This window comes from Pseudomonas sp. GYB4201 (assembly GCF_056312595.1).
In genome coordinates this window covers 14,270-38,653 of sequence record NZ_JBWGIG010000050.1, presented here as the reverse complement: position 1 = coordinate 38,653, position 24,384 = coordinate 14,270, and the positions used below count along the sequence as shown (strand labels likewise).

The following is a 24,384-nucleotide window of genomic DNA, read 5'->3' as shown; positions in this document are numbered from 1 at the left end:
GACGTCACCTCGCTCGATACGTGGAGCCGACGTCGGATCAATCAGTTGATGCTGGCAGCAGTCGAAACGATCGGCCGCTGTATACCCCCCAGAACACCTCTAAGTCGCTACCGATGACCCGCGCGTCGGTGTACCGGCTCTCCCCTGTTTTGGATGGCCTGAACCTAAGGATAGTTGGGAATCTCAGACTTCAAGGTGCAATGAGCGATATGTTATGGGCCGACCGTTCGTCAGCCCGCGCGAAGCCCCGTGGGGCGGGGGCTTGGCGTCAGAAAAAATTTATTCCGCGATGCCTTGCGCGGTTTGCTCGGGGTAGGTGACTTTCCACAGCTCGAAGCCGCCATCCAGGCTGTACACCTCGGCAAAGCCCTGGCTGACCAGGTAGGCTGCGGCGCCCTGGCTGGAGTTGCCGTGGTAGCAGACCACTACCAGGGGTTTGTCGAGGTCGGCGCCGCGGATGAAGTCCTGCACCGAGTGGTTGTCCAGGTGCTGCGCGTTGGGGATGTGGCTGGCGGCGAAGGTCTGGGCGTCGCGCACGTCGACGATGGTCGCGCCATTGGCGAGCAGCTCATGGGCCGTTTGCGGCGGGATGCGTTTGAATTCGGTCATGACAGGCTCCTGGGTATGATCGGCTTGCAGCCGCTGCCGCCAGGCTGCGCTGGCCCTCAGGTTCACTCCGAATCTCAAGTGAGGCCCAGGGCCAGCGCAGCCTGGCGGCTGCGGCTACGGGCGCGGGGGTCGCGCGGCTATCCACCGATTCTACCGCGTCAAGGTTGCCCTATCGAGCCGCGTATGTTGCCGTGTTCGTCACAGGCGCAGCCATGGCGTTCGCCGGTGTCGACGTTCATCAGGGTCATGGCGCCGCCCCACACGCAGCCGGTGTCCAGGGCAAAGATGCCAGGTTCGTCGCATTTGCCTTCCAGCGCCGCCCAGTGGCCGAAGATGATCTTCAGGCCGCGGGTCTTGCGCTCGCGAATCTGGAACCAGGGCGCATAGCCCGGTGGCGCGGTGTCGGCGCCTTCCTTGCCCTTGAGGTCGAGCTTGCCCTCGGGGGTGCAGAAGCGCATGCGGGTGAAGTAGTTGGTGATCACCCGCAGCCGCTCGACGCCAGTCAGGTCGTTATGCCACTTGGCTGGCTCGTTGCCGTACATGCCGTCCAGGAACGGCGGGAACAGGTTGTCGTCGCGCAGCGCCTGTTCCACCTCTTCGGCGCAGCGCAGGGCTTTCTTCAGTGACCACTGGGGTGGAATGCCGGCGTGCACCAGGGCCATGTTGCGCTGTTCGTCGTAGTGCATCAGCTTTTGCCGGCGCAGCCAGTCGAGCAACTGCGGGGCGTCCGGCGCCTCGATGATTTCGCGCAGGGTGTCGCTTTTCTTCAGGCGCTCGATGTTGCGGCCGGCGGCCAGCAGGTGCAGGTCGTGATTGCCCAGCACGCACACCAGCGACTCGCGCATGCCATACAGGAAGCGCAGGGTTTCCAGGGACTCGGGGCCGCGGTTGACCAGGTCGCCCACCAGCCACAGGCGGTCGTGGGCAGGGTCGAAGCGCACTTTCTCCAGCAGGCATTTGAGCGGTTGCAGGCAGCCTTGCAGGTCTCCGGCCGCGTACACCGCCATCAGTGCAGGGCCCCGGGTACGGCCAGGCGGAAGGGCGCGATGATGGCGTCGAAGTGTTTGCCGTCCTCGGCCACCATCTGGTAGCTGCCCTGCATGGTGCCCACCTGGGAGGCCATGACCGTGCCGCTGCTGTAGGTGTGGCTCTGGCCTGCTTCAATCAGCGGTTGCTGGCCAACCACGCCGGCGCCGCGCACTTCCTCGACCTTGCCGTCGCCGTCGGTAATGACCCAGTGCCGCGAGACCAGCTTGGCCGGCAATTGGCCATTGTTGCGCACGGTAACGGTGTAGGCGAACGCGAACCGCTGGTGTTCAGGCTGCGATTGTTCGGCGAGGAAGCGGGTGACGACGCTGACGTCGATCTGATAGCGGGGATCGGACATGCAAGGGGGCCTTATTGCAAAAAACGAAGGGCATTCGGGGTGCCGGTGTCTTGAGTCTAGGCCATCGTGCGCCCGGGCAGTAGTCCGGGACGCACGATGAGGGCGATCAGCTGGCGCTGGTCTGCTCGAACAGCTTGTCGGCCAGGCGCACGAAGGCGGCCAGGTCCAGCTGCTCGGGGCGCTTGCTGCCGTCGACGCCGGCGGCTTCGATGGCTTCGCTGCTGAGCAGGGCCTTGAGGGTGTTGCGCAGGGTCTTGCGGCGCTGGTTGAAGGCTTCGCGGACGATGCGCTCCAGCAGGCGGTGGTCCTTGGCCGGGTGCGGCAGGGTGGTGTGCGGCACCAGGCGGACGATCGCCGAGTCGACCTTGGGCGGCGGATTGAACGCGCCCGGGCCAACGTTGAACAGGTGTTCCACGCGGCAGTGGTACTGGACCATGATCGACAGCCGGCCCCAGTCACCGCCGCCAGGGCCTGCGGCCATGCGCTCGACCACTTCCTTCTGCAGCATGAAATGCATGTCGCGGATCAGCTCGGCGTTCGCCAGCAGGTGGAAGATCAGCGGCGTGGAGATGTTGTACGGCAGGTTGCCGACCACGCGCAGGGTGCCGGGGGCGGCGCCCAGGGTGGTGAAGTCGAACTTCAGGGCGTCGCCCTGGTGCAGGTTGAAGTTGCCGCGGCCGGCGAACTGGCGGTTGAGGATGGGCACCAGGTCCTTGTCCAGTTCCACCACGTCCAGCTGTGCGCCACTGCCCAGCAGGCCTTCGGTGAGGGCACCCTGGCCCGGGCCGATTTCCAGCATGCGCTCGCCTTCGCGGGCATGGATGGAACGCAGGATGCGGTCGATGACGCCGGCATCGTGCAGGAAGTTCTGGCCGAAGCGCTTGCGCGCCCGGTGTTGGTATTGCTCGGTCATATACGGGTCTCGGCCATCTGGTAGGCGGTGTCCAGCGCGACCTTGAGGCTGCCGGTGTCGATCCGGCCGCTGCCGGCCAGGTCCAGGGCAGTGCCGTGGTCCACCGACGTGCGGATGATCGGCAGGCCCAGGGTGATATTCACCGCGGCGCCAAAGCCTTTGTACTTGAGTACGGGCAGCCCCTGGTCATGGTACATCGCCAGCACTGCGTCGCAGTGCTCCAGATATTTGGGGGTAAACAGAGTGTCGGCTGGCAGCGGGCCGCGAAGGTCCATGCCCTCGCTGCGCAGGCGTTCCAGTGTCGGTTCGATGATCTCGATCTCTTCACGGCCCAGGTGGCCGCCTTCGCCGGCATGCGGGTTGAGCCCACAGACCAGGATGCGGGGCTGGGCGATGCCGAACTTGTCCTTGAGATCCGCGTGCAGGATGCGGGTCACCCGCTCCAGGCGTTCTTCGGTGATTGCATCGGCTACCGCGCGCAGGGGCAGGTGAGTGGTCACCAGGGCCACGCGCAGGCCGTGGGTGGCGAGCATCATCACTACCTGTTCGGTGTGGGTCAGCTCGGCCAGGAATTCGGTGTGGCCGGAAAAGGCGATGCCGGCCTCGTTGATCACACCCTTGTGCACCGGGGCGGTGATCATGCCGGCGAAACGGCCGTCCAGGCAGCCCTGGCCCGCGCGGGTCAGGGTTTCGAGGACGAAGGCTGCGTTGGCACGGTCCAGCTGGCCGGTAACGACGGGCGCCGCCAGCGGCGTGTCCCACACGTAGAGGCTACCGGCGTCGGCCGGCTGGTCGGGCAGGGCATCGGGGTCGACCGCCAGCACGCTGACGGCCACGCCCAGTTGCGCGGCCCGCTCAAGGAGCAGGTCGCGGCTGGTAATGGCAATCAGGGGGTGTGGCTGGCGTTGCGCGGCCAGCAGCAGGCACAGGTCAGGACCTATGCCCGCCGGCTCGCCGGGCGTCAGCGCGAAGCGCGTGGGCTTCACTGGTCGGCCTGGGCAGCCTGTTCGGCGCCAGGAAGCTTGATCTCGACGTAGGCTTCGTCGCGGATCTGGCGCAGCCAGCTCTGCAGCTCTTCGTCGTACTTGCGGTTACGCAGAATCATCATGGCTTGCTGCTCGCGCGCCTGTTCGGTGCTGTCGGTGGCACGACGGCCCAGTACTTCCAGGATGTGCCAGCCAAACTGGGTCTTGAACGGCTTGGACACGACGCCTTGCGGGCTGTCGGCCATGACCTGGCGGAACTCGGGCACCAGCGACTGCGGGTCGACCCAGTTCAGGTCGCCACCGTTGAGGGCGGAACCTGGGTCTTCGGAGTAGCTCTTCGCCAGTTCGGCGAAGTCTTCACCACCCTTGATGCGGTCGTACAGACGGTCTGCCAGCACCTTGGTTTCGGCTTCGCTGCGTACTTCATTGGGCTTGAGCAGGATGTGGCGCACGTGCACTTCATCACGGGTAACGGTACCGCCACCGCGTTTCTCCAGCAGCTTCAGGATGATGAAGCCGCCTGGGGTGCGGGTTGGCTCGGTGACGTCACCTTGGCTCAGGGCGCTGACCTGGGCGTCGAACGGCGGTGGCAGCTGGGCTGCCTTGCGCCAGCCCATGTCGCCGCCTTCCAGGGCGTTGTCGCTGCCCGAGTTGGCCACGGCCAGTTGGCCGAAGTCGGCACCTTGCTTCAGGCGGGTGTAGATGTCGCCTGCCTTGTGGGCCGCCGCCTGGATCGCTTCGGAGTTTGCGCTTTCCGGGGTGGCGATCAGGATGTTGGCCAGGTGGAACTCTTCAGACAGCTGGGCCTTGCCCAGGTCCGAGGCGAGGAAGTTCTTCACTTCCTGCTCCGACACCTGGATGCGCTCGGCCACGCGGCGCTGGCGCACACGGCTGATGATCATCTCGCGCTTCACCTGGTCACGGGCGTCCTGGTACGACAGGCCGTCGTGGGCCAGGGCCGCCTGGAACTGCGCCACGCTCATGTTGTTGCGCTGGGCGATGGTGCCGATGGCCTGGTTCAGCTCTTCGTCGGTGATGCGAACGCCGGAGCGCTCGCCGATCTGCAGCTGCAGGTTTTCGACGATCAAGCGCTCCAGCACCTGCTTCTCCAGCACGTCGGCAGGCGGCATGTTGGTGCCGCCACGCTTGGCGATGGTCTGCTGGACCTCGCGGACGCGCTGGTCTAGCTGGCTCTTCATGATCACGTCGTTATCGACGATGGCAACCACGCTATCAAGCGGTTGGACTTCGGCATGAACCGCGCCACTCAACAACAGTGCGCCCAGGAGCAGCGGGCGCAAACACTTAGTTAGCTTGCTCTTCACGTTCTTTATAACCTTGAATGCCCTTGTCGAGGAAAGACTCGACTTTATTGCCCACTACGCCGCCGAGCCCCTTGAGCACGACTTGCAGGAAGACACCGTGGTCGCCTTTTTCGTTCTGCGGCAGCGCCTGGCTGAAGTCGTCGTAGTCGACCCAGTAGCGGCTGATGAAGCGCAATTTCCAGCAGCAGTTGTCGTATTCGAAACCGGCGAAGGATTCCAGAGTACGGTTGCGGTTGTAGTCGTAATCCCACTTCGCGATTGCGTTCCACTGCGGAAGCACCGGCCACATGATCGAGAAATCATGCTGTTGGATCTTGTAGTAGTCCTTGATGTAGCCAGCCTGGCCAGCGGTGCCATAGTCGCCACCGAAGCCCCACTTACCGGTGGCCGAATCGTAGTGAACGATGTCGTCGCGGTAGCGGTAGCCGAGGTTGATGACCTTGTTCGGGTTGTCTTCAGGCTGGTAGTGGAACATCGCGCTGCCCGACCGGGTGCTGCGGGTGTCCGGGTCCCAGTTGAAGTCCGAGTTGAAGCGCCAGTCGCGGTTGAAGTGGTACTCGTACTCCAGCGCGTACGGGGAGCGGCTGGCAGTCGCCTCTGCGCGGGTCGCGTAGTCGATGCCTGGTAGCTGCACCTTGCGGTCCTGCATATAGAAGGCTTCGCCGAAGCTGAACCGTTGACGCTCGAAACCGTTGTCCTCGATCCAGCGGGTGGTCGCGCCCAGCGAGATCTTGTTCTCGTCGCCGATGCGGTCATAACCGGAGAAACGGTTATCGCGCCACAGCGAGGAGTAGCTGAACTGGTTTTCCGCGCTGTCGAAGATCGGGATGTCGGTCTGGTTCTCGTAAGGCACGTACAGGTAGTACGCCCGTGGTTCCAGGGTCTGGCGGTAGTTGGTGCCGAACAGCGAGGTATTGCGGTCGAAGTACAGGCCGCTGTCCACGCTGTAGATCGGGATCGAGCGATCGAGGTTGCTGTGGTACACCTCGGGAGAATTGCCCGAAGTGACCAGCGAGGTCTTGCCGAGGCTGTCGAGGTCAAGCTGGTAGTCGGTGTAGACGAACTTGACCGATGGCTTGATATAACCCCACGACGCCGTCAACGGCAGGCTCATCTGTGGTGCCAGGGTCAGGCGGTCGCCGTTGGCGCGCGCAAGGCCCTTGACGTTGTAGTCGACCGTGTGGCCAAGGGAGTCGACTGTGGTATCCAGCACGCCGTCTTCGTTGTAATACGTCCCGTTGCGCAGGTTGCGCTGGAACCGTACCGCTTCGGTCTGGTAGGTAAAGTCCAGGCCGCCCGGGTGATAAGGCAGGGCACCGTTGAAGGTGATCTGGGGCAGGCGGTCGTACGGCGTGATGTCGGTCACGGTGGTCAGCTGGTAACCCTGGACGTTCAGCCCTGCGGTCCAGTTGTCGCCGCGGTAGTAAGCCGCTGCCTGCTGGTTCAGGTAGTCGGTGTTCTTCACGCCGATCTGGTTGGTTTCCAGGTCCTGGAAGTAGTACGGGTCGCTGATCTTGGTGTAGTCGACCTTATAGGTCAGACGCTGGTCCAGATCACCCTTGTGCTGCCAGTTGATCATGTAGCGGTCTTGCGAAGAATACGTCTGCTGCCGACGGTCGGTATCCGAATCGTTCAGGTACGCGCCACCGAACTGCCCTTCGCTGTTTGGCGTCAGGTAGCGGAACTCGCCCTCGGTCAACATGCCGCGCTTGCTCATGTAGTGCGGGTATAACGTGGCGTCGTAGTTGGGCGCCAGGTTGAAGTAGTACGGCGTGACCAGCGAGAAGCCGGTCTTGCTGCCGCTGCCAATGCTTGGAGGCAGGAAGCCGGACTGGCGACGGTCGTCGATCGGGAAATAGATGTACGGCGTGTACAGGACTGGGATGTCGTGCACGCGCAGGGTGGCGTTGGTCGCTGTGCCGAAGCCGGTGGCCGGGTTCAGGGTAATGTTGTTGCCCTTGATTTCCCAGGCGTTGCTCGCCGGCTCACAGGTGGTATAGGTACCGTCCTTGAGGCGGATGATGGCGTTTTCGCCACGCTTGGCGTACAGGGCGCTGCCGCGGATACGCTGCTTGTGCATCACGTACTCGGCGTTGTCGACCTGGGCGGCACCGGTGTCCAGCTGGATTTCGGCGTGGTCGCCCACCAGCAGGGCACCCTGGTCGCGCAGCTTGACGTTGCCGGTGATCTCGCCGCGGTTCTCGGCCTGGTGCAGGCTGGCCTCGTCACCTTCGGCCTGCATGCTGCCCTGGCGCATCACCACGTCACCGGCCAGGGTAGCGGTCTGCTGCTCCTGGTCGTAGCGCGATACCTTGGCACCAATGAAGGTCGGCGCGTCTTTCTTCGCCGTCTTGTCGTCCATGCCGGGCCGGATCGGCTCCACATAGGCGCCTTCGCAGTACGGGCCGGTCTCGGCCAGCTGGGCGGCCGTGAGCTTGTCCCGGGGGACCCAATCGAGATGGCTGTAGTCGGCGCTGCGCGATTTCAGGCCACGGCCCTTGCTCTCGGTAACGAGCATGGGGCCCTTGGCCTTGTCCTCGGCGCCAGGCTTGGTCTCGCCAGCGCTTTCAGGCGCAGACGATTCCGCGCTGCCGTCATGGACAGGGCGAGGCGGCAGGACGCCAACGGGGGCCTTGGGTTTGCAATCCCAGGCTCCCGCCGCGGAGACAGTACAGTCATACTGCTCGGCGGCCACCGCGAACGGCACGGCCAGGGGTTGCATCGCCAGCAAACCGCCGGTGACCAGCAACGGGAATTTTTTACGAAACGCGGGGGATTTCAATGCCATCTTATTAGTCCGGGCTTCCTGCGTGCCATCTGCCCGCGGTGGGGCCGCACGCCTCTCGATGGTCTGAAAAAGATGCTGGATAATAAAGCATGACCCGCTTGACGGCTAGCGCCGTCGGAGACCTCTGTAATGCCCGATCAAGATGTACGCCTGCAACAGCTCCAGCCATGGCTCGCCGAGCAACTGTCGAAACTCTTTGTGGCCGGGGGCTGGGGCCCTGTACCCCCGTCTTCGCTGACCGCTGCTAGCAGCGATGCGAGCTTCCGCCGATATTTTCGCTGGGAAGGAGGTGGCCGCAGTTTTATCGTCATGGATGCACCGCCCCCGCAGGAAAACTGCAAACCTTTCGTGGATATTGCTGCCCTGCTGGCGACTTCCGGCATCAATGTGCCGCATATTTACGCCCAGGACCTGGAGCGCGGCTTCCTGCTGCTCAACGACCTGGGCAACCAGACCTACCTGGACGTGATTAATGGCGACAACGCCGACGCACTGTTCAAGGATGCCATCGACGCCTTGCTGGCCTACCAGCAGCTGCCCATGGACGCGCCGCTGCCCAGCTATGACGTGGCACTGCTGCGCCGTGAAGTGGAGCTGTTCCCGGAATGGTACGTGGCGCGCGAGCTGGGCCTGCAGTTCAGCGCAACCCAGCAGCAACAGTGGCAACGCGCCAGCGCCCTGCTGATCGACAGCGCCCTGGCCCAGCCCAAGGTGCTGGTGCACCGTGACTTCATGCCCCGCAACCTGATGCGCAGCGAGCCCAACCCCGGCGTGCTGGACTTCCAGGATGCGGTGTATGGCCCGGTCACCTATGACATCACCTGCCTGTTCAAGGACGCCTTCCTCAGCTGGCCACTGGAGCGGGTCGACGCCTGGCTGCTGGGCTACTGGCAGCAGGCTCGCGCCGCGGGCATCCCGGTGCAGGAGCAATTCGAGGACTTCCTGCGCGCCAGCGACCTGATGGGTGTGCAGCGCCACCTGAAGGTCATCGGTATCTTTGCGCGCATCTGCCACCGTGATGGCAAGCCCCGCTACCTGGCCGACGTGCCGCGCTTCTTTGCTTATATAGAAGCAGTGCTGGCCCGCCGGCCGGAGCTGGCCGAGTTGGGCGAACTGCTGGCCAGCCTGCGCGCAGCCGTGGAGGCGCGGGCATGAAGGCGATGATCCTGGCGGCGGGCAAGGGCGAGCGCCTGCGCCCGCTGACGCTGCATACCCCCAAGCCGCTGGTGCGCGCCGGTGGCGTGCCGTTGATCGAATACCATCTGCGCGCCCTGGCGGCGGCCGGCTTCAGCGAGATCGTCATCAACCACGCCTGGCTGGGCCAGCAGATCGAGGATCACCTGGGCGACGGCTCGCAGTTCGGGCTCAGCATTGTCTATTCCCCCGAGGGCGAGCCGTTGGAGACGGGTGGCGGCATCTTCCAGGCGCTGCCGCTGCTGGGCGTGGAGCCCTTCCTGGTGGTCAACGGCGATATCTGGACCGACTACGACTTCAGCCGCCTGCGCCAGCCGCTGGCAGGCCTGGCGCACCTGGTGCTGGTGGATAACCCGGCGCACCACCCGGGCGGCGACTTCGCGCTGCAGGCCGGGGCGGTCAGCGACACGGCCGGCGGCGCGCGCTTTACCTACAGCGGCATTGCCGTGCTGCACCCGGCGCTGTTCGCCGGCTGCTCGGCGGGGGCCTTCAAGCTGGCGCCGCTGCTGCGCCAGGCCATGGCGGGCAGCAAGGTCAGTGGCGAACGCTTCACCGGCCACTGGGTGGACGTCGGCACCCACGAGCGCCTGGCGGAAGTCGAAGCGCTAGTGCAAGGGCAGCGCTGAGATGCTCTGGCCAGGGACCGTGGTGGGCGCCGGCGCCGGCTTTGCCATTGCCAGCATTCCCGGGGCGCTGCTGGGCGCCTTGCTGGGGCAGGCGCTTGACCGGCGCCTGCAGTTGCACAGTTGGGGCGAGCTGTTCGACCGGCTGCGCGGCAAGCCGAAGCTGCGCGATGACCAGGTGCTGTTCGTGCTGCTGGGCCGCCTGGCCAAGTGCGACGGCCGGGTGGTGCAGCAGCATATCCAGCAGGCGCGCCACGAAATGCGCCTGCTGGGGCTGAACGAGGCGCAGCAGCGGGGGGCCATTGCCGCGTTCAACCGTGGCAAGGGCGGGCGCGACCGGTTGCAGCATCATCTGCAACGCCTGGGGCAGCAGGCCAATTCGGCGGAGGGCGTGCTGCGTGCCTGTTGGCGCATGGTGTGGGCCGATGGCAAGGCCAGCCGCAGCGAGCGCGAGCTGATCCTGCAATGGGGCAAGTGGCTGGGCTGGAGTTCTGTGCAGGTGCAGGGCCTGTCGGCCGATTACGAGCCGGCGCGCAAGCCGCTGGCCAACAGTGGCGGCAGCTACCAAGAGGCCATGCGGTTGCTGGGGGTAGGGGCGACCACGGAGCCGGCGCAGATCAAGCGGGCCTACCGCAGGCTGCTTAGCCGCCACCACCCGGACAAGCTGGCGGGCAGCGGGGCGACCCCGGCGCAGGTGCGCGAAGCGACCGAGCGTACCCGGGAATTGCAGAGCGCCTATGCGTTGATCCGTGAACGTCGGGATTTTCGCTGAGCGCGCTGACGCGGCCTGCGGCCGCTGCTACAGCCGCAGGTTGCGTCATCAATCCACAGGCTTGGGGCTGAGCCAGCCGCGCACGCGGCGGAACAGCTGTTCCTGCTCGGAGGCCTTGTCTGCCGGCAGGGCGTTCAGGGAAATCTGCGTATAGCCGGTGTCCTTCAACCGCTTGCTGGTCTGCAGGCGCACGCGGGCGGCGTCCTGGGCGGTAGGGCTGTCGCCGTAGTAGATGTCCGCGGTCGGCACTTTCAGGCTGGGCGCCAGTTCCTGCAGGGTCTTGCTGGCATTGTTCGGCGTCATCGGCGCCACCATGACCAGGCGCTGGGCGTGAGGCTGCGGGCGTTCCTTGAGGTAGCGGGCGGCCCAGTAGGCGCCAGTGCCATGGCCGAGCAGCACCACGGTGCGCGACTTCTGCTGCTGGGCGAAGGTCACGGCGGCATCGATGCGCGCGAAGATGCGCTCGGCGTCGGCCTTGGCCAGCTCATCAGGTGATTGCGGCGGGGCCTTGTCCGGCTCGGTGGCGGTGGCCTGTTCCACGGACGGGTTGGCCGGTGGCGTCGACTTGCTATCGGCTTCCTTGGGCGCGGGCGGCTTTTCCTCGACCCGTGGCTGCGGGGCGTCGGTGCTCAGGTCCGGCAGGCTGATGCTCAGGCTGCTCCAGTTGGCGTCCGGCAGTTTGTTGCGGATGGGGGCCACGGCGTTGGGCCAGTCGGCGGTCTCGCCGGTGCCTGGCACTATCACCACGGCGCCGGCCGGGTTGCTGCTGTTGGCCGGTTTCCACAAGGCCAGGAAGCTGTCGCTACCAGCCTGCAGTTGTTGCTGTTCGTCCTGGGGCAGCTGCCGCTCCAGGGCCAGGGCGTCTTCCTGGCTGCGCTCCAGCAGCGGTTGGCGCTCGACTTTCGGTTGCTCGGCGGCCTTCTCGGTGGCCGGTTTCTGCGCCGCATCGTCGGCCACTGCCGGCAGTGCCAGGGGCAGCATCAGCGATAGGCAAAACGCTGGCAGCGTTGTGCGGTAGATTGAAGACATCGGATTTTCCACGCCAGGGTAGTGCTGGCAGCCTAATGGTATTTGTCCCGAACCGCCAAATGTAGCGTCGTTCATGGGTGATGAGAGTTGCGATGATTCGACTGTGCTGCGTGCTTATCGGCTGTTCGCTCATTCCCTTGATCGCCCGGGGCGCCCCCGTGACGCTGACGTCCGAGCAGCAGGCGTGGCTGGACCAGCACCGCGAACTGCGCGTGGGCGTGGTGCTGCAGGCGCCGTTCGCCCAGTACGACCGGCGCCTGCAGCAACTGTCCGGGGTGAACGTGGAGGTGATCAACTGGCTGGCCAAGAGCCTGCAGTTGGAGCTGCACTGGCGCAATTTTCCCGACCAGGCGGCGCTGGAGCAGGCCCTGCGCGATGACGAGATCGACCTGGCCCCCGGCTTGACCCAGACCCCTGCGGGGCTGCGGCTGTGGCTGTTCTCCGACCCCTATATGCGCATCCCGCAACTGGTGGTGGGCGAGCGCACCGGCGCCGTGGCCGTGGACCTGGAAAAACTCGACAGCAAGGACCGCGTGGCGGTGCGCATGCCCAGCGCAGTGGCCGACTACCTGCGTAGCACCTACGCCAACCTCAACCTGCAGGGCGTGCCCATGGAACGCCAGGCCTTGCAGCTGTTGGTCGGCCAGCAGGCGCGCTACGCGGTCATCGACGAGGCGCAGCTGGGGCGGTTGTCGGGCGAAAGCGATTTTGCCGACCTGGTCGTGGTCGGCGACATCGGCCTGCCGCAGCTGCTGCGCATCGCCTCGCGGCGCGACTGGCCGCAGCTGGCCGCAGTGCTGCAGGCCGCGCTGCAGGCCATTCCCGCCAAGGACCTGGAACAACTGCATGGCCGCTGGTTGCAGCCGCGCTACCCCAGGCTCACCGAGTCGCCAGGCTTCTGGCAGAACCTGAGCCTGCTGTTCGCGGTGCTGGGCCTTTCGGCGATCGCCATCGTGTTCTGGCAGCGGCGCCAGCAGCACTGGCTGGAGGGGCGGCTGATGGAGGCCCGGGACGAGCTGACCCGGCGCCAGGCGGGGGAGGAGGCGCTGCGCCTGACCCAGTTCTCCATCGACCAGAGCACCGTGGGCATCCTCTGGGTCAACTGGGACAGCCACGTGCGCTACGCCAACCGCGCCGCCGAGAGCATGCTGGGGTATGCGGCGGGCGGCGTGCTGAACCGCCCGCTGATCGATTTCGAGCCCAACCTGCACATGGACCGCTGGCTGAACCTGTGGAAGCGCGCCCGCGCCAGCGATGGCGAGCCGCTGAGCTTCGAGAGCCAGTGCCTGCGGGGCGACGGTAGCTGGCTGCCGGCGGACGTGTCCCTGAGTTTCCTGCGCTTTCATGATGCCGAGTACCTGGTGGTCTACCTCACCGATGTCACCGAGCGTCGCCGGGCCACGGCCGCCCTGCAGGAGAGCGAGGCGCGCCTGCAGGGCATTGCCGCCAACGTGCCGGGCCTGGTGTTTCGCCTGGAGCGCCTGCAGGCTGGCGGCCTGCTGGAGTTTGCTTACATCAGTGAGGGCAGCGAGAGCCTGGTGGGCTACTCGCCGGCTGCCTTGCGCCACCCAGACATGGGCCTGCGCAACCTGGTCCACCCCCAGGACCGCGCCAGCTACCACCGCACCCAGGACCAGGCGCTGGACACCGACAGCGACTGGTCGTGGCAGGGCCGTATCCTCACCCGTGAGGGGCTGGAGCGCTGGGCCGAGATCAAGGCCATCTCCCGGGGCCAGGGCGAGGGCCGGGTGTGGGACGGCATTGTCTGGGACATCAGCGAAAGCAAGCGGGCCGAGCTGGCACTGGCGCGCTCCCAGGACCAGCTGCGCGAGTTGTCGGCGCACCTGGAGAGCGTGCGCGAGGAAGAGAAGGCGCGCATCGCCCGTGAGGTGCATGACGAGCTGGGGCAGATGCTCACGGTGCTCAAGCTGGAGACCTCCATGTGCGAACTGGCCTACGCCAGCCTCGACCCGGGCCTGCAGGAGCGCCTCAACAGCATGAAGCGCCTGATCGCCCAGTTGTTCCAGCTGGTGCGCGACGTGGCCACCGCCTTGCGCCCGCCGATCCTGGATGCCGGCATCGGTTCGGCCATCGAATGGCAGGCCCGGCGTTTCGAGGCGCGCACGCAGATCCCCTGCCTGGTGCAGGTGCCCGAGCAGGTACCGGCCTTGTCCGACGGCAAGGCCGTGGGCCTGTTCCGCATCCTGCAGGAGGCGCTGACCAACGTCATGCGCCACGCCCAGGCACATACAGTCGACATTGCCCTGGAAGTCGAAGAGGATTGGCTGGCGCTGAGCATCAGCGATGATGGCCGCGGCTTCGTGGTGGGCAACGGGCCCTCCACCTCGTTTGGCCTGGTGGGCATGCGCGAGCGTGTGTTGATGTTGGGTGGGGAATTGCAGTTGCACAGCGAACCAGGGCAGGGCACCACCTTGCGGGTTCGCGTACCGGTTCATGAGCGAGTGGCAGCGGGGGTAGGGCAGTGATTCGGGTACTGGTGGCGGAAGATCACACGATCGTGCGCGAGGGCATCAAGCAGTTGATCGGGCTGGCCCGGGATCTGGCGGTGGTGGGTGAGGCCAGCAACGGCGAGCAGTTGCTCGACACGCTGCGGCACACCCCTTGCGACGTGGTGTTGCTGGACATCTCCATGCCTGGGGTCAACGGCCTGGAAGCGATACCGCGCATCCGCGCGCTGAACAATCCGCCGGCGATCCTGGTGCTGTCCATGCACGACGAGGCGCAGATGGCCGCGCGGGCGCTGAAGGTGGGCGCCGCCGGCTATGCCACCAAGGACAGCGACCCCGCGTTGCTGCTGACCGCCATTCGTCGGGTGGCCAATGGCGGGCGTTACATCGACCCGGACCTGGCCGACCGCATGGTCTTCGAGGTGGGCCTCACCGACTCGCGGCCGCTGCACTCGCTGCTGTCGGAACGCGAATTCTCGGTGTTCGAGCGCCTGGCCCAGGGCGCCAACGTCAACGACATCGCCCAGCAGCTGGCGCTGAGCAGCAAGACCATCAGCACCCACAAGGCCCGGTTGATGCAGAAGCTCAACGTCAGCTCCCTGGCGGAACTGGTGAAGTACGCCATGGAGCACAAGTTGGTGTGATGTCACCCGGCCCCGCACCGTGGTGTTTGCTGACGCAGCCTGCGGCAGCTGCTACGGGTGGTTTGTCTGTTCGCGACAAGGGCGAATGCCGGTTTCAGGGCATTGCTGGAAAAACATATCTATCCCCGCCACCTGTGTAGGGCAATCCCTACAACAAGCCTTCCATCGCCCTGAGGCGATTCTCTCCCAGCCCCCGATTTGCGCGGCCTGCAGCCTTCACTAGGCTTAGTGCACGGCAGTCAAACACATAGGGCGTGGGGTATGAGCGAGGTGAATTCGAGCGATGTGCTGGTCAGCTTCCGTGGCGTGCAGAAAAGCTACGACGGTGAAGTGCTGATCGTCAAAGACCTCAACCTGGACATTCGCAAGGGCGAATTCCTGACCTTGCTCGGGCCCTCCGGGTCGGGCAAGACCACCAGCCTGATGATGCTGGCCGGCTTCGAGACACCCACCGCCGGCGAGATCCTGCTGGGCGGGCGCTCCATCAACAATGTGCCGCCGCACAAACGCGACATCGGCATGGTGTTCCAGAACTACGCGCTGTTCCCGCACATGACCGTGGCCGAGAACCTGGCGTTCCCGCTGTCGGTGCGCGGCCTGAGCAAGACCGACATCGCCGAGCGGGTGAAGCGCGTGCTGGACATGGTGCAACTGGGCAAGTTCGCCCAGCGCTACCCGGCGCAGCTGTCCGGCGGCCAGCAACAGCGCGTGGCCCTGGCGCGGGCGCTGGTGTTCGAACCGCAGCTGGTGCTGATGGACGAACCCCTGGGTGCGCTGGACAAGCAGCTGCGCGAACACATGCAGATGGAAATCAAGCACCTGCACCAGCGCCTGGGCGTCACCGTGGTGTACGTCACCCACGACCAGGGCGAGGCGCTGACCATGTCCGACCGCGTGGCGGTGTTCCACCAGGGCGAGATCCAGCAGATCGCCCCGCCGCGCACCCTTTATGAAGAACCCCGCAACACCTTCGTGGCCAACTTCATCGGCGAGAACAACCGCCTCAACGGCCGCCTGATTACCCAGGACGGCGACCGTTGCATCGTCGGCCTGGAGCGTGGCGAGAAGGTCCACGCGCTGGCGGTGAACGTCGGCGAACCGGGTGACCCGGTGACCCTGTCGATTCGCCCGGAGCGCGTGTCCCTCAACGGCCACAGCGAGCAATGCAGCAACCGATTCTCTGGCCGGGTTGCCGAGTTCATCTACCTGGGCGACCACGTACGCGTGCGCCTGGAGGTGTGCGGCAAGTCGGATTTCTTCGTGAAGCAGCCAATCGCCGAGCTGGACCCGGCATTGGCCGTGGGCGATGTGGTACCGCTCGGCTGGCAGGTCGAGCACGCGCGTGCGCTGGATCCGTTGTCAGTCGACTAGAGGCGAGCCCAATCGCCCGAAGCAACACTAACCCTGTGGAGAGAACAACACATGCTCAAGCACTTGCAGTTCACCGCCCTGGCCCTGGGCCTGATGGGCGCGGGCCAGGCCATGGCGGCGGCCGACCTGACCGTGATTTCGTTCGGCGGCGCCAACAAGGCCGCCCAGGAGAAAGCCTTCTACCAGCCGTGGGAAAAGTCCGGGCAGGGCAAGATCGTCGCCGGTGAGTACAACGGCGAGATGGCCAAGGTCAAAGCCATGGTCGACACCAAGAGCGTGTCCTGGGACCTGGTGGAAGTGGAGTCGCCGGAGCTGGCCCGTGGCTGTGACGAAGGCATGTTCGAACAGCTCGACCCGGCCCTGTTCGGCAAGGAATCGGACTATGTGAAGGGTGCCATCCAGCCCTGCGGCGTGGGCTTCTTCGTGTGGTCCACGGTGCTGGCCTACAACGCCGACAAGCTCAAGACCGCACCTACCAGCTGGGCCGATTTCTGGGACGTGAAGAAATTCCCGGGCAAGCGCGGCCTGCGCAAGGGCGCCAAGTACACCCTGGAATTCGCCCTGATGGCCGACGGCGTGGCGCCCAAGGATGTGTACAAGGTGCTGGGCACCAAGGAAGGCCAGGACCGCGCCTTCAAGAAACTCGACGAGCTCAAGCCCAGCATCCAGTGGTGGGAAGCCGGCGCCCAGCCGCCGCAGTACCTGGCCTCCGGTGACGTGGTCATGAGCTCGGCCTACAACGGCCGCATCGCCGCGGTGCAGAAAGAGAGCAACCTGAAGGTGGTGTGGAACGGCGGCGTCTACGACTTCGACGCCTGGGCCATTCCCAAGGGCGCGAAGAACGCCGACGAGGCACGCAAGTTCATCGCCTACACGGTCAAGCCCGAGCAGCAGAAGATCTACTCCGAGAACATCGCCTACGGGCCGGCCAACAGCCAGGCAGTGCCGCTGCTGGACAAGGGCATCCTGAAGGACATGCCCACCACCCCGGAGAACATCGCCAACCAGGTGCAGATCGACGTGGGCTTCTGGGCTGACAACGGTGAGCAACTGGAACAGCGCTTCAACGCCTGGGCTGCCAAGTAAGCCCAAGCAGGCGGCGCGCCACCGGTGGGTGGCGCGCCTTCAGTTCAAAGATTCGCGGAGTTGACCATGGCCCTTGCAGTGCCCCTCAAAGAGGTCGCCAGCCCTAACCTGAAACAGCGCCTGGCCCGGGCCGAACGCTTCAACCGTCTCAAGGCCCAGGCGCTGATAGCACCGTTGGTGCTGTTCCTGCTGCTGGTGTTCCTGGTGCCGATTGCGGTGCTGTTGTACAAGAGCGTCGGCAACCCGGAAGTGGTCGAGGGCCTGCCGCGTACCGTCGTGGCGGTGAAAGCCTGGGATGGCAAGAGCCTGCCCGACGAGGCGGTGTTCAAGGCCTTGAGCGATGACCTGGTGGACGCGCGCAAGAATCAGACCCTGGGCGACCTGTCCAAGCGCCTGAACATGGAACTGGCCGGCTACCGCAGCCTGCTGTCGAAAACCGCCCGGGCGTTGCCGTTCACCCCCGCGCCGGCTTCTTACAAGGATGCGCTGGAAAGCCTCGACGAGCGCTGGGGCGACCCTGCGTACTGGCAGGCCATCCGCCGCAACACCAGCAACGTCACCCCCTATTACCTGCTGGCGGCCGTCGACCACCGTATCGACGACCTCGGCGAAGTGGCCCCGGCCACCCCGGACCAGGCCATTTACCTGGATATTTTCGCCCGCACCTTCTGGATGGGCCTGGTGATTACCGTCATCTGCCTGCTGCTGGCGTACCCGCTGGCCTACCTGCTGGCCAACTTGCCGGCACGCCAGAGCAACCTGTTGATGATCATGGTGTTACTGCCGTTCTGGACCTCGATCCTGGTGCGCGTGGCGGCCTGGATCGTGCTGCTGCAGTCCGGTGGCCTGATCAACAGCGCGCTGATGGCCATGGGCGTCATCGACAAGCCGCTGGAACTGGTGTTCAACCGCACCGGGGTATACATCTCCATGGTGCACATTCTGCTGCCGTTCATGATCCTGCCGATCTATAGCGTGATGAAGGGCATCTCGCCCACCTACATGCGGGCGGCGATCTCGCTGGGTTGCCATCCGTTCGCCAGCTTCTGGCGCGTGTATTTCCCGCAGACCTACGCAGGCGTGGGCGCTGGCTGCCTGCTGGTGTTCATCCTGGCCATCGGCTATTACATCACCCCGGCGCTGCTGGGCAGCCCCAACGACCAGATGGTCAGCTACTTCGTGGCCTTCTACACCAACACCAGCATCAACTGGGGCATGGCCACCGCGCTGGGCGGCCTGCTGTTGCTGGCCACCGTGTTGCTGTACCTGGTGTACAGCAAGCTGGTGGGCGCCAGCCGCCTGCGCCTGAGCTGAGGAGAATAGGAAAATGCTGAGCCCTTACATGTCCCCCGTGGAGCGGGTGTGGTTCTACAGCCTGCGTATTCTCTGCGGCTTGATCCTGCTGTTCCTGATTCTGCCGGTGCTGGTGATCATCCCGCTGTCGTTCAACGCCGGCAGCTTCCTGGTGTACCCGTTGCAGGGCTTTTCCCTGCACTGGTACCAGGACTTCTTCGCCTCGCCCGAATGGATGCGCGCCCTGCAGAACAGCATCATCGTCGCCCCGGCGGCGACGGTGCTGGCCATGGTCTTCGGCACCCTGGCGGCCATCGGCCTGACCCGCGGGGATTTCCCCGGCAAGTCGCTGGTGATGGCCCTGGTGATCTCGCCCATGGTGGTGCCGGTGGTGATCATCGGCGTCGCCAGCTACCTGTTCTTCGCGCCACTGGGGCTGGGCAACAGCTTCACTTCGCTGATTCTGGTGCACGCGGTGCTGGGCGTGCCGTTTGTGATTATCACGGTGTCGGCGACCCTGCAGGGCTTCAACCACAACCTGGTGCGCGCCGCAGCCAGCCTGGGCGCCTCGCCGTTGACCGCGTTTCGCCGGGTGACCCTGCCGTTGATCGCCCCGGGGGTGATCAGCGGTGCGCTGTTCGCCTTCGCCACCTCCTTTGACGAAGTGGTGGTGACGCTGTTCCTGGCCGGCCCGGAGCAGGCCACCTTGCCCCGGCAGATGTTCAGCGGCATCCGTGAGAACCTCAGCCCTACCATTGCCGCAGCGGCCACCTTGCTGATCGCCTTCTCCGTGGTGCTGTTGCTGACCCTGGAATGGCTGCGCGGCCGCAGCGAGAAACTGCGTACTGCCCAGGCCTGATCGATCGTCATCACGCCGGCCAATGATCCTTCGTTGGCCGGCTGCCCCGACTAGTCTGAATGCAGCCCTTGTCTGGAAAAAAGGCCGCATTCATGACCCTCTCCGCTTTCAAGATCGCCAGCAAACTGCTCACCGGCGCTGCCGCCATCGAGCAACTGGACGGCGAGCTGACCCGCCTGAACGTGCATAACCCGCTGATTGTCACCGATGCCATCCTGGTGGAGTCCGGCACCGTAGCCCTGGCGCTGGCGCAACTGGGCGGCCGCCGCCATGGCGTGTTCGACCGCGTGCGCCCGGAGCCGGAAATCGCCATCGTCGAGGACTGCATGCAGGCCTACCGCGAGGGCGGCCATGACGGCCTGATTGGCGTGGGCGGCGGCAGTGCCATCGACATCGCCAAGAGCGTTGCCGCCTATGCCGGCCACGACGGTCCGCTGGAGGCCTTGTTCGGCGTGGGCCTGGTGCCGCGCAAGGGGCCGCCGCTGATCGCCATTCCGACCACGGCCGGCACTGGTTCGGAGGTGACCAACGTGGCAATTCTTTCCGACAAGGCCGCGCACCTGAAGAAAGGCATCGTCAGCGATTACCTGCTGCCCGACGTGGCGCTGGTCAGCCCGCAGATGACCCTGACCTGCCCGCGCGGGGTTACTGCCGCCAGTGGCGTCGATGCGCTGGTGCATGCCATCGAGTCGTATATCTCGGTAAACGCCTCGCCCATCACCGATTCGCTGGCGCTGGGCGCCATCCGCCTGATCGTGCGCGCCCTGCCCAAGGCCTACGCCAACCCGGCCAACCTGCAGGCCCGGGAAGACATGGCCACCGCCAGCCTGATGGCCGGCATGGCGTTCGGCAACGCCGGAGTTGGGGCGGTACATGCCCTGGCGTACCCCCTGGGCGGGCAGTTCAACATCGCCCATGGGGTAAGCAACGCGTTGTTGCTGCCCTATGTCATGGCCTGGAACAAACTCGCCTGCCTGGAACGGTTTCGCGATATTGCCGTGGCCATGGGGCTGCAGGTGGCGCGCTTGTCCGACCAGGAAGCCGCCGACGCCGCAGTGCGCGCGATGGCCGAGCTGTGCGCGGCGGTGGAAATACCCAAGGGCTTGCGCAGCTTCGGCGTGCCCGAGGCAGCCATCGCCGACATGGCCCGGGAGGCCAGTGGCATCGACCGGCTGATGCGCAACAACCCCCGCAAGCTCAGCGCCAGGGATATCGAGCAGATCTACCGCAGCGCCTACTGACAAGGCCGCGTCCAGGGCCCCGACGCAGCCTTCGGCAGCTGCTACGGGTTGGTGGTCGACCTTGGCGCCCCCATCCCTACAAGCTGATGTACAATGCGCGCCACCGTGATTCCAGCCCAGAAAGGTGCGTCATGCAGCCCTTTGCAATTGCTCCGTCCATTCTCTCCGCAGATTTCGCCCGTCTGGGCGAGGAAGTCGACAATGTCCTGGCCGCTGGCGCCGACATCGTCCATTTCGATGTCATGGACAACCACTACGTGCCCAACCTGACCATCGGCCCGATGGTCTGCGCCGCGCTGCGCAAGTACGGCATCACCGCGCCCATCGACGCACACCTGATGGTCAGCCCGGTCGACCGCATCATCGGCGACTTCGCCGAGGCCGGCGCCAGCTTCATCACCTTCCACCCTGAAGCCACCCTGCACGTCGATCGCTCCCTGCAGCTGATCCACGACAGCGGCTGCAAGGCCGGCCTGGTGTTCAACCCGGCCACCCCGCTGGACGTGCTCAAGTACGTGATGGACAAGGTCGACATGGTCCTGCTGATGAGCGTGAACCCAGGCTTCGGCGGGCAGAAGTTCATTCCTGGCACCCTCGACAAGCTGCGCGAGGCGCGCGCCCTGATCGACGCCAGTGGCCGTGACATCCGCCTGGAGATCGACGGCGGCGTGAACGTCAACAACATCCGCGAGATCGCCGCCGCTGGCGCCGACACCTTCGTGGCCGGTTCGGCGATCTTCAACGCGCCGAACTACAAGGAAGTCATCGACAAGATGCGCGCCGAACTGGCCCTGGCACGCCCATGAGCGGCTTCGAGCAGCTGTTCCCGGGCAAGCTGCCACGCCTGGTGATGTTCGATCTGGACGGTACCCTGATCGACTCCGTCCCCGACCTGGCGGCTGCCCTGGACACCACGCTGCTCAAGCTTGGCCGCGCGCCGGCCGGCCTCGACGCCGCCCGCACCTATGTCGGCAACGGCGCCCGGGTGCTGGTGCGCCGTGGGCTGGCTGGCGGCATGGACCACGCCGCCATCGGCGAGGCCGACACCGACCAGGCGCTGGCGCTGTTCATGGACGCCTATGCCGGCAGCCACGCGCTGACCAAGTGCTACCCCGGCGTGCGCGAGAGCTTGAAATGGCTGCAGAAGCGCGGCGTGAAGATGGCGCTGATCACCAACAAGCCGGAACAGTTCGTCGCGCCGCTGCTCGACGAGCTGAAACTGGGGCGCTTCTTCAAGTGGATCATTGGCGGCGACACCTTGCCCCAGCAGAAGCCCGACCCCGCGGCGCTGCTGTACGTGATGAAGATGGCCGGGGTGAAACCCGCCGATGCCCTGTTCGTCGGTGATTCGCGCAGCGACGTGCTGGCGGCCAAGGCGGCGGGCGTGGCCTGCGTGGCCCTGAGCTATGGCTACAACCACGGCCGGCCCATCGCCGAGGAGTCCCCGGCAATGGTTGTTGACAACCTGCGGGGCCTGATCAGTTGCTTAGATCCCACAGCTGAGATAACGTTGGGGGATATCACACCTACCCCTCGCAGAGATTCCATCGTGGTGGTCACTCGCAAACTCTGGATGAAAGTCATCAAGGCCTTGGCCCGTTGGCGTTGGCGCGCCTGACTTTTACCTGGCCGGCCCTGCCGGCGCGTTTGCATACCTGACCGTTTTGTCCCTCATGCCACGAGGCTGATCATGATCCGCGAAGAATTCCTGCGCTTGGCCGCTGCCGGCTACAACCGCATTCCGCTTGCCCGCGAAACCCTGGCTGACTTCGATACCCCGCTGTCGATCTACCTGAAACTGGCCGATGCGCCCAACTCCTACCTGCTGGAGTCGGTGCAGGGCGGCGAGAAATGGGGCCGCTATTCCATCATCGGCCTGCCGTGCCGCACCGTGCTGCGCGTGCATGACCATCAGGTAATCATCACCCGCGACGGCATCGAGGTGGAGCGCCACGACCATGTCGAGGACCCGCTGGATTTCGTCGAGGTCTTCAAGGCCCGCTACAACGTGCCGACCATCCCCGGCCTGCCGCGCTTCAATGGCGGCCTGGTGGGTTACTTCGGCTACGACTGCGTGCGCTACGTCGAGAAGCGCCTGGGCAAGTGCCCCAACCCCGATCCTATCGGCGTGCCTGACATCCTGCTGATGGTGTCCGACGCCGTGGTGGTGTTCGACAACCTGGCCGGCAAGATGCACGCCATCGTGCTGGCCGACCCGGCCCAGGCCGAGGCCTACGAGCAGGGCCAGGCCCAGCTCGACGCGCTGATGGAAAAACTGCGCCAGCCGATCACCCCGCGCCGTGGCCTGGAGCTGGACCGCCCGCCTGCGGCCGAGCCGGAATTCCGCTCCAGCTTCACCCAGGAAGACTTCGAGCGCGGCGTCGATACCATCAAGGAATACATCCTGGCCGGCGACTGCATGCAAGTGGTGCCGTCCCAGCGCATGTCCATCGCCTTCAAGGCGGCGCCCATCGACCTGTACCGGGCGCTGCGCTGCTTCAACCCGACGCCCTACATGTACTTCTTCAACTTCGGCGACTTCCACGTGGTGGGCAGTTCGCCGGAAGTGCTGGTGCGGGTGGAAGACAACGAAATCACCGTTCGCCCCATTGCCGGTACCCGCCCGCGCGGTGCTACCGAAGAGGCTGACCTGGCGCTGGAGCAGGACCTGCTCAGTGACAAGAAAGAGCTGGCCGAGCACCTGATGCTGATTGACCTGGGCCGCAACGATACCGGGCGTGTGTCCGAGATTGGCTCGGTGAAGCTCACCGAGAAGATGGTGATCGAGCGCTACTCCAACGTGATGCACATTGTCTCGAACGTCACCGGCCAACTGAAAAGCGGCCTGACCGCGATGGACGCCCTGCGCGCCATCCTGCCGGCGGGCACTCTGTCCGGGGCGCCGAAGATTCGCGCCATGGAGATCATCGACGAGCTGGAACCGGTGAAACGCGGCGTGTACGGCGGCGCGGTGGGGTACTTTGCCTGGAACGGCAACATGGACACGGCCATCGCCATTCGCACGGCCGTTATCAAGGGCGGTGAACTGCACGTGCAGGCGGGGGCGGGTATCGTCGCCGACTCGGTGCCGGCCCTGGAGTGGGAGGAAACCCTGAACAAGCGCCGCGCGATGTTCCGCGCTGTAGCGCTGGCCGAACAAACCTCCCCGAAAGACGCCTGAGGAAGCAGACCATGTTGCTGATGATCGACAATTACGACTCCTTTACCTACAACGTCGTGCAGTACCTGGGCGAGCTGGGCGCGGACGTGAAAGTGGTGCGCAACGATGAGGTGACCATCGCCGACATCGAGGCCATGAACCCCGAGCGCATCGTCGTCTCCCCGGGGCCGTGCACGCCGAGTGAGGCGGGCATCTCCATCGAGGCCATCCTGCACTTTGCCGGCAAGCTGCCGATCCTGGGCGTGTGCCTGGGCCACCAGTCCATCGGCCAGGCCTTTGGCGGTGACGTGGTGCGCGCCCGCGTGGCCATGCACGGCAAGACCAGCCCGCTGGTGCACGAAGACAAGGGCGTGTTCGAAGGCTTGAACCACCCGCTGACCGTGACCCGCTACCACTCGCTGGTGGTGAAGCGCGAAACCCTGCCTGACTGCCTGGAACTGACCGCCTGGACCGCCAACGCCGACGGCTCCGTGGACGAGATCATGGGCCTGCGCCACAAGACGCTGAACGTCGAGGGCGTGCAGTTCCACCCCGAGTCGATCCTTTCCGAGCAGGGCCACGAGCTGTTCGCCAACTTTCTCAAGCAGACCGGCGGCAGCCGTCAGGGCTAAGGAA

General features: G+C 65.2%; 22 protein-coding genes. 14 read left to right on the top strand and 8 right to left on the bottom strand.

Translation table 11 applies throughout. The features are described 5' to 3' along the window. Positions 1–279: 279 nt before the first annotated feature. The 7 genes from glpE to AC0Z2B_RS29470 form a co-directional block, all read right to left on the bottom strand. Positions 280–609 carry a thiosulfate sulfurtransferase GlpE gene (gene glpE, locus AC0Z2B_RS29500; protein ID WP_476301398.1) on the bottom strand — a complete coding sequence of 110 codons (330 nt, stop codon included), beginning with the start codon at positions 607–609 and terminating at the stop codon, positions 280–282. A 158-nt stretch (positions 610–767) separates the two neighbouring features. After that, on the bottom strand, positions 768–1,616 hold the full coding sequence (locus AC0Z2B_RS29495; protein ID WP_476301396.1) for a symmetrical bis(5'-nucleosyl)-tetraphosphatase: 849 nt from the start codon (positions 1,614–1,616) through the stop codon (positions 768–770). Then, positions 1,616–1,996, bottom strand: a complete 381-nt coding sequence (gene apaG / locus AC0Z2B_RS29490) for a Co2+/Mg2+ efflux protein ApaG (RefSeq protein ID WP_416427166.1) — start codon at positions 1,994–1,996, stop codon at positions 1,616–1,618. The genes AC0Z2B_RS29495 and apaG overlap by 1 nt, the downstream gene beginning before the upstream one ends. A 106-nt stretch (positions 1,997–2,102) precedes the next feature. Beyond that, positions 2,103–2,909, bottom strand: coding sequence for a 16S rRNA (adenine(1518)-N(6)/adenine(1519)-N(6))-dimethyltransferase RsmA (gene rsmA, locus AC0Z2B_RS29485; RefSeq protein ID WP_416427165.1), 807 nt, complete (start codon positions 2,907–2,909; stop codon positions 2,103–2,105). After that, positions 2,906–3,895 (bottom strand): 4-hydroxythreonine-4-phosphate dehydrogenase PdxA, encoded by a 990-nt coding sequence (pdxA, locus tag AC0Z2B_RS29480; RefSeq protein WP_476301394.1) that lies wholly within the window; start codon positions 3,893–3,895, stop codon positions 2,906–2,908. Before pdxA ends, rsmA begins: the two co-directional genes overlap by 4 nt. Next, on the bottom strand, positions 3,892–5,220 hold the full coding sequence (locus AC0Z2B_RS29475; protein WP_476301392.1) for a peptidylprolyl isomerase: 1,329 nt from the start codon (positions 5,218–5,220) through the stop codon (positions 3,892–3,894). Before AC0Z2B_RS29475 ends, pdxA begins: the two co-directional genes overlap by 4 nt. Continuing rightward, positions 5,201–8,008, bottom strand: coding sequence for an LPS-assembly protein LptD (locus tag AC0Z2B_RS29470; RefSeq protein WP_476301391.1), 2,808 nt, complete (start codon positions 8,006–8,008; stop codon positions 5,201–5,203). The genes AC0Z2B_RS29475 and AC0Z2B_RS29470 overlap by 20 nt, the downstream gene beginning before the upstream one ends. Before the next feature lie 129 nt (positions 8,009–8,137). On the opposite strand from AC0Z2B_RS29470, the gene AC0Z2B_RS29465 reads away from it, so the two are divergent. From AC0Z2B_RS29465 to AC0Z2B_RS29455, 3 genes are read left to right on the top strand one after another with little or no spacing between them, the layout of a single operon-like run. Continuing rightward, complete coding sequence (locus AC0Z2B_RS29465) at positions 8,138–9,163, top strand: aminoglycoside phosphotransferase family protein (protein ID WP_476301389.1); 1,026 nt, start codon at positions 8,138–8,140, stop codon at positions 9,161–9,163. Continuing rightward, complete coding sequence (gene murU / locus AC0Z2B_RS29460) at positions 9,160–9,828, top strand: N-acetylmuramate alpha-1-phosphate uridylyltransferase MurU (protein ID WP_476301387.1); 669 nt, start codon at positions 9,160–9,162, stop codon at positions 9,826–9,828. Before AC0Z2B_RS29465 ends, murU begins: the two co-directional genes overlap by 4 nt. A 1-nt stretch (position 9,829) precedes the next feature. Further along, positions 9,830–10,597: a TerB family tellurite resistance protein gene (locus tag AC0Z2B_RS29455; protein WP_476301385.1), complete on the top strand. Its 768-nt coding sequence runs from the start codon at positions 9,830–9,832 to the stop codon at positions 10,595–10,597. A 48-nt stretch (positions 10,598–10,645) separates the two neighbouring features. Here AC0Z2B_RS29455 and AC0Z2B_RS29450 read toward each other — a convergent pair whose 3' ends face one another. After that, positions 10,646–11,626, bottom strand: coding sequence for an alpha/beta hydrolase family protein (locus AC0Z2B_RS29450; RefSeq protein WP_476301383.1), 981 nt, complete (start codon positions 11,624–11,626; stop codon positions 10,646–10,648). 92 nt (positions 11,627–11,718) lie between these two features. Here AC0Z2B_RS29450 and AC0Z2B_RS29445 point away from each other — a divergent pair, with 92 nt between their 5' ends. From AC0Z2B_RS29445 to AC0Z2B_RS29395, 11 genes are all read left to right on the top strand, one after another. After that, entirely contained in the window at positions 11,719–14,112 is a 2,394-nt protein-coding gene (locus AC0Z2B_RS29445; protein WP_476301381.1) for a PAS domain-containing sensor histidine kinase, read from the top strand. Continuing rightward, positions 14,109–14,738 carry a response regulator gene (locus tag AC0Z2B_RS29440; protein WP_416427156.1) on the top strand — a complete coding sequence of 210 codons (630 nt, stop codon included), beginning with the start codon at positions 14,109–14,111 and terminating at the stop codon, positions 14,736–14,738. The genes AC0Z2B_RS29445 and AC0Z2B_RS29440 overlap by 4 nt, the downstream gene beginning before the upstream one ends. Before the next feature lie 261 nt (positions 14,739–14,999). Next, positions 15,000–16,109: an ABC transporter ATP-binding protein gene (locus AC0Z2B_RS29435; RefSeq protein ID WP_416427155.1), complete on the top strand. Its 1,110-nt coding sequence runs from the start codon at positions 15,000–15,002 to the stop codon at positions 16,107–16,109. A gap of 51 nt (positions 16,110–16,160) precedes the next feature. Next, positions 16,161–17,195, top strand: a complete 1,035-nt coding sequence (locus AC0Z2B_RS29430) for an ABC transporter substrate-binding protein (RefSeq protein ID WP_416427154.1) — start codon at positions 16,161–16,163, stop codon at positions 17,193–17,195. A 66-nt stretch (positions 17,196–17,261) separates the two neighbouring features. Then, complete coding sequence (locus tag AC0Z2B_RS29425; protein ID WP_476301379.1) at positions 17,262–18,509, top strand: ABC transporter permease; 1,248 nt, start codon at positions 17,262–17,264, stop codon at positions 18,507–18,509. 13 nt (positions 18,510–18,522) lie between these two features. Further along, positions 18,523–19,347 (top strand): ABC transporter permease, encoded by an 825-nt coding sequence (locus AC0Z2B_RS29420; RefSeq protein ID WP_416427152.1) that lies wholly within the window; start codon positions 18,523–18,525, stop codon positions 19,345–19,347. A 92-nt stretch (positions 19,348–19,439) separates the two neighbouring features. Beyond that, positions 19,440–20,588, top strand: a complete 1,149-nt coding sequence (locus tag AC0Z2B_RS29415; RefSeq protein ID WP_476301377.1) for an iron-containing alcohol dehydrogenase — start codon at positions 19,440–19,442, stop codon at positions 20,586–20,588. 131 nt (positions 20,589–20,719) lie between these two features. Continuing rightward, positions 20,720–21,394 (top strand): ribulose-phosphate 3-epimerase, encoded by a 675-nt coding sequence (rpe, locus tag AC0Z2B_RS29410; RefSeq protein ID WP_416427150.1) that lies wholly within the window; start codon positions 20,720–20,722, stop codon positions 21,392–21,394. Then, positions 21,391–22,206: a phosphoglycolate phosphatase gene (locus AC0Z2B_RS29405; RefSeq protein ID WP_476301375.1), complete on the top strand. Its 816-nt coding sequence runs from the start codon at positions 21,391–21,393 to the stop codon at positions 22,204–22,206. Before rpe ends, AC0Z2B_RS29405 begins: the two co-directional genes overlap by 4 nt. Positions 22,207–22,278: 72 nt before the next feature. Continuing rightward, positions 22,279–23,769, top strand: coding sequence for an anthranilate synthase component I (gene trpE, locus AC0Z2B_RS29400; RefSeq protein ID WP_476301373.1), 1,491 nt, complete (start codon positions 22,279–22,281; stop codon positions 23,767–23,769). Positions 23,770–23,780: 11 nt separating this feature from the next. Then, complete coding sequence (locus AC0Z2B_RS29395; RefSeq protein WP_416427147.1) at positions 23,781–24,380, top strand: aminodeoxychorismate/anthranilate synthase component II; 600 nt, start codon at positions 23,781–23,783, stop codon at positions 24,378–24,380. Positions 24,381–24,384 lie beyond the last annotated feature (4 nt).

Bases quoted from the DNA above. Each gene is read 5' to 3' on its own strand.
- rpe (WP_416427150.1), top strand. From the start codon at position 20,720: ATGCAGCCCTTTGCAATTGCTCCGTCCATTCTCTCCGCAGATTTCGCC.
- glpE (WP_476301398.1), bottom strand. From the start codon at position 609: ATGACCGAATTCAAACGCATCCCGCCGCAAACGGCCCATGAGCTGCTC.
- murU (WP_476301387.1), top strand. From the start codon at position 9,160: ATGAAGGCGATGATCCTGGCGGCGGGCAAGGGCGAGCGCCTGCGCCCG.
- AC0Z2B_RS29465 (WP_476301389.1), top strand. From the start codon at position 8,138: ATGCCCGATCAAGATGTACGCCTGCAACAGCTCCAGCCATGGCTCGCC.
- AC0Z2B_RS29450 (WP_476301383.1), bottom strand. From the start codon at position 11,626: ATGTCTTCAATCTACCGCACAACGCTGCCAGCGTTTTGCCTATCGCTG.
- AC0Z2B_RS29445 (WP_476301381.1), top strand. From the start codon at position 11,719: ATGATTCGACTGTGCTGCGTGCTTATCGGCTGTTCGCTCATTCCCTTG.
- AC0Z2B_RS29470 (WP_476301391.1), bottom strand. From the start codon at position 8,008: ATGGCATTGAAATCCCCCGCGTTTCGTAAAAAATTCCCGTTGCTGGTC.
- AC0Z2B_RS29395 (WP_416427147.1), top strand. From the start codon at position 23,781: ATGTTGCTGATGATCGACAATTACGACTCCTTTACCTACAACGTCGTG.
- apaG (WP_416427166.1), bottom strand. From the start codon at position 1,996: ATGTCCGATCCCCGCTATCAGATCGACGTCAGCGTCGTCACCCGCTTC.
- AC0Z2B_RS29435 (WP_416427155.1), top strand. From the start codon at position 15,000: ATGAGCGAGGTGAATTCGAGCGATGTGCTGGTCAGCTTCCGTGGCGTG.
- trpE (WP_476301373.1), top strand. From the start codon at position 22,279: ATGATCCGCGAAGAATTCCTGCGCTTGGCCGCTGCCGGCTACAACCGC.
- rsmA (WP_416427165.1), bottom strand. From the start codon at position 2,909: ATGACCGAGCAATACCAACACCGGGCGCGCAAGCGCTTCGGCCAGAAC.
- AC0Z2B_RS29420 (WP_416427152.1), top strand. From the start codon at position 18,523: ATGCTGAGCCCTTACATGTCCCCCGTGGAGCGGGTGTGGTTCTACAGC.
- AC0Z2B_RS29455 (WP_476301385.1), top strand. From the start codon at position 9,830: ATGCTCTGGCCAGGGACCGTGGTGGGCGCCGGCGCCGGCTTTGCCATT.
- AC0Z2B_RS29425 (WP_476301379.1), top strand. From the start codon at position 17,262: ATGGCCCTTGCAGTGCCCCTCAAAGAGGTCGCCAGCCCTAACCTGAAA.
- AC0Z2B_RS29495 (WP_476301396.1), bottom strand. From the start codon at position 1,616: ATGGCGGTGTACGCGGCCGGAGACCTGCAAGGCTGCCTGCAACCGCTC.
- AC0Z2B_RS29415 (WP_476301377.1), top strand. From the start codon at position 19,440: ATGACCCTCTCCGCTTTCAAGATCGCCAGCAAACTGCTCACCGGCGCT.
- AC0Z2B_RS29405 (WP_476301375.1), top strand. From the start codon at position 21,391: ATGAGCGGCTTCGAGCAGCTGTTCCCGGGCAAGCTGCCACGCCTGGTG.
- AC0Z2B_RS29430 (WP_416427154.1), top strand. From the start codon at position 16,161: ATGCTCAAGCACTTGCAGTTCACCGCCCTGGCCCTGGGCCTGATGGGC.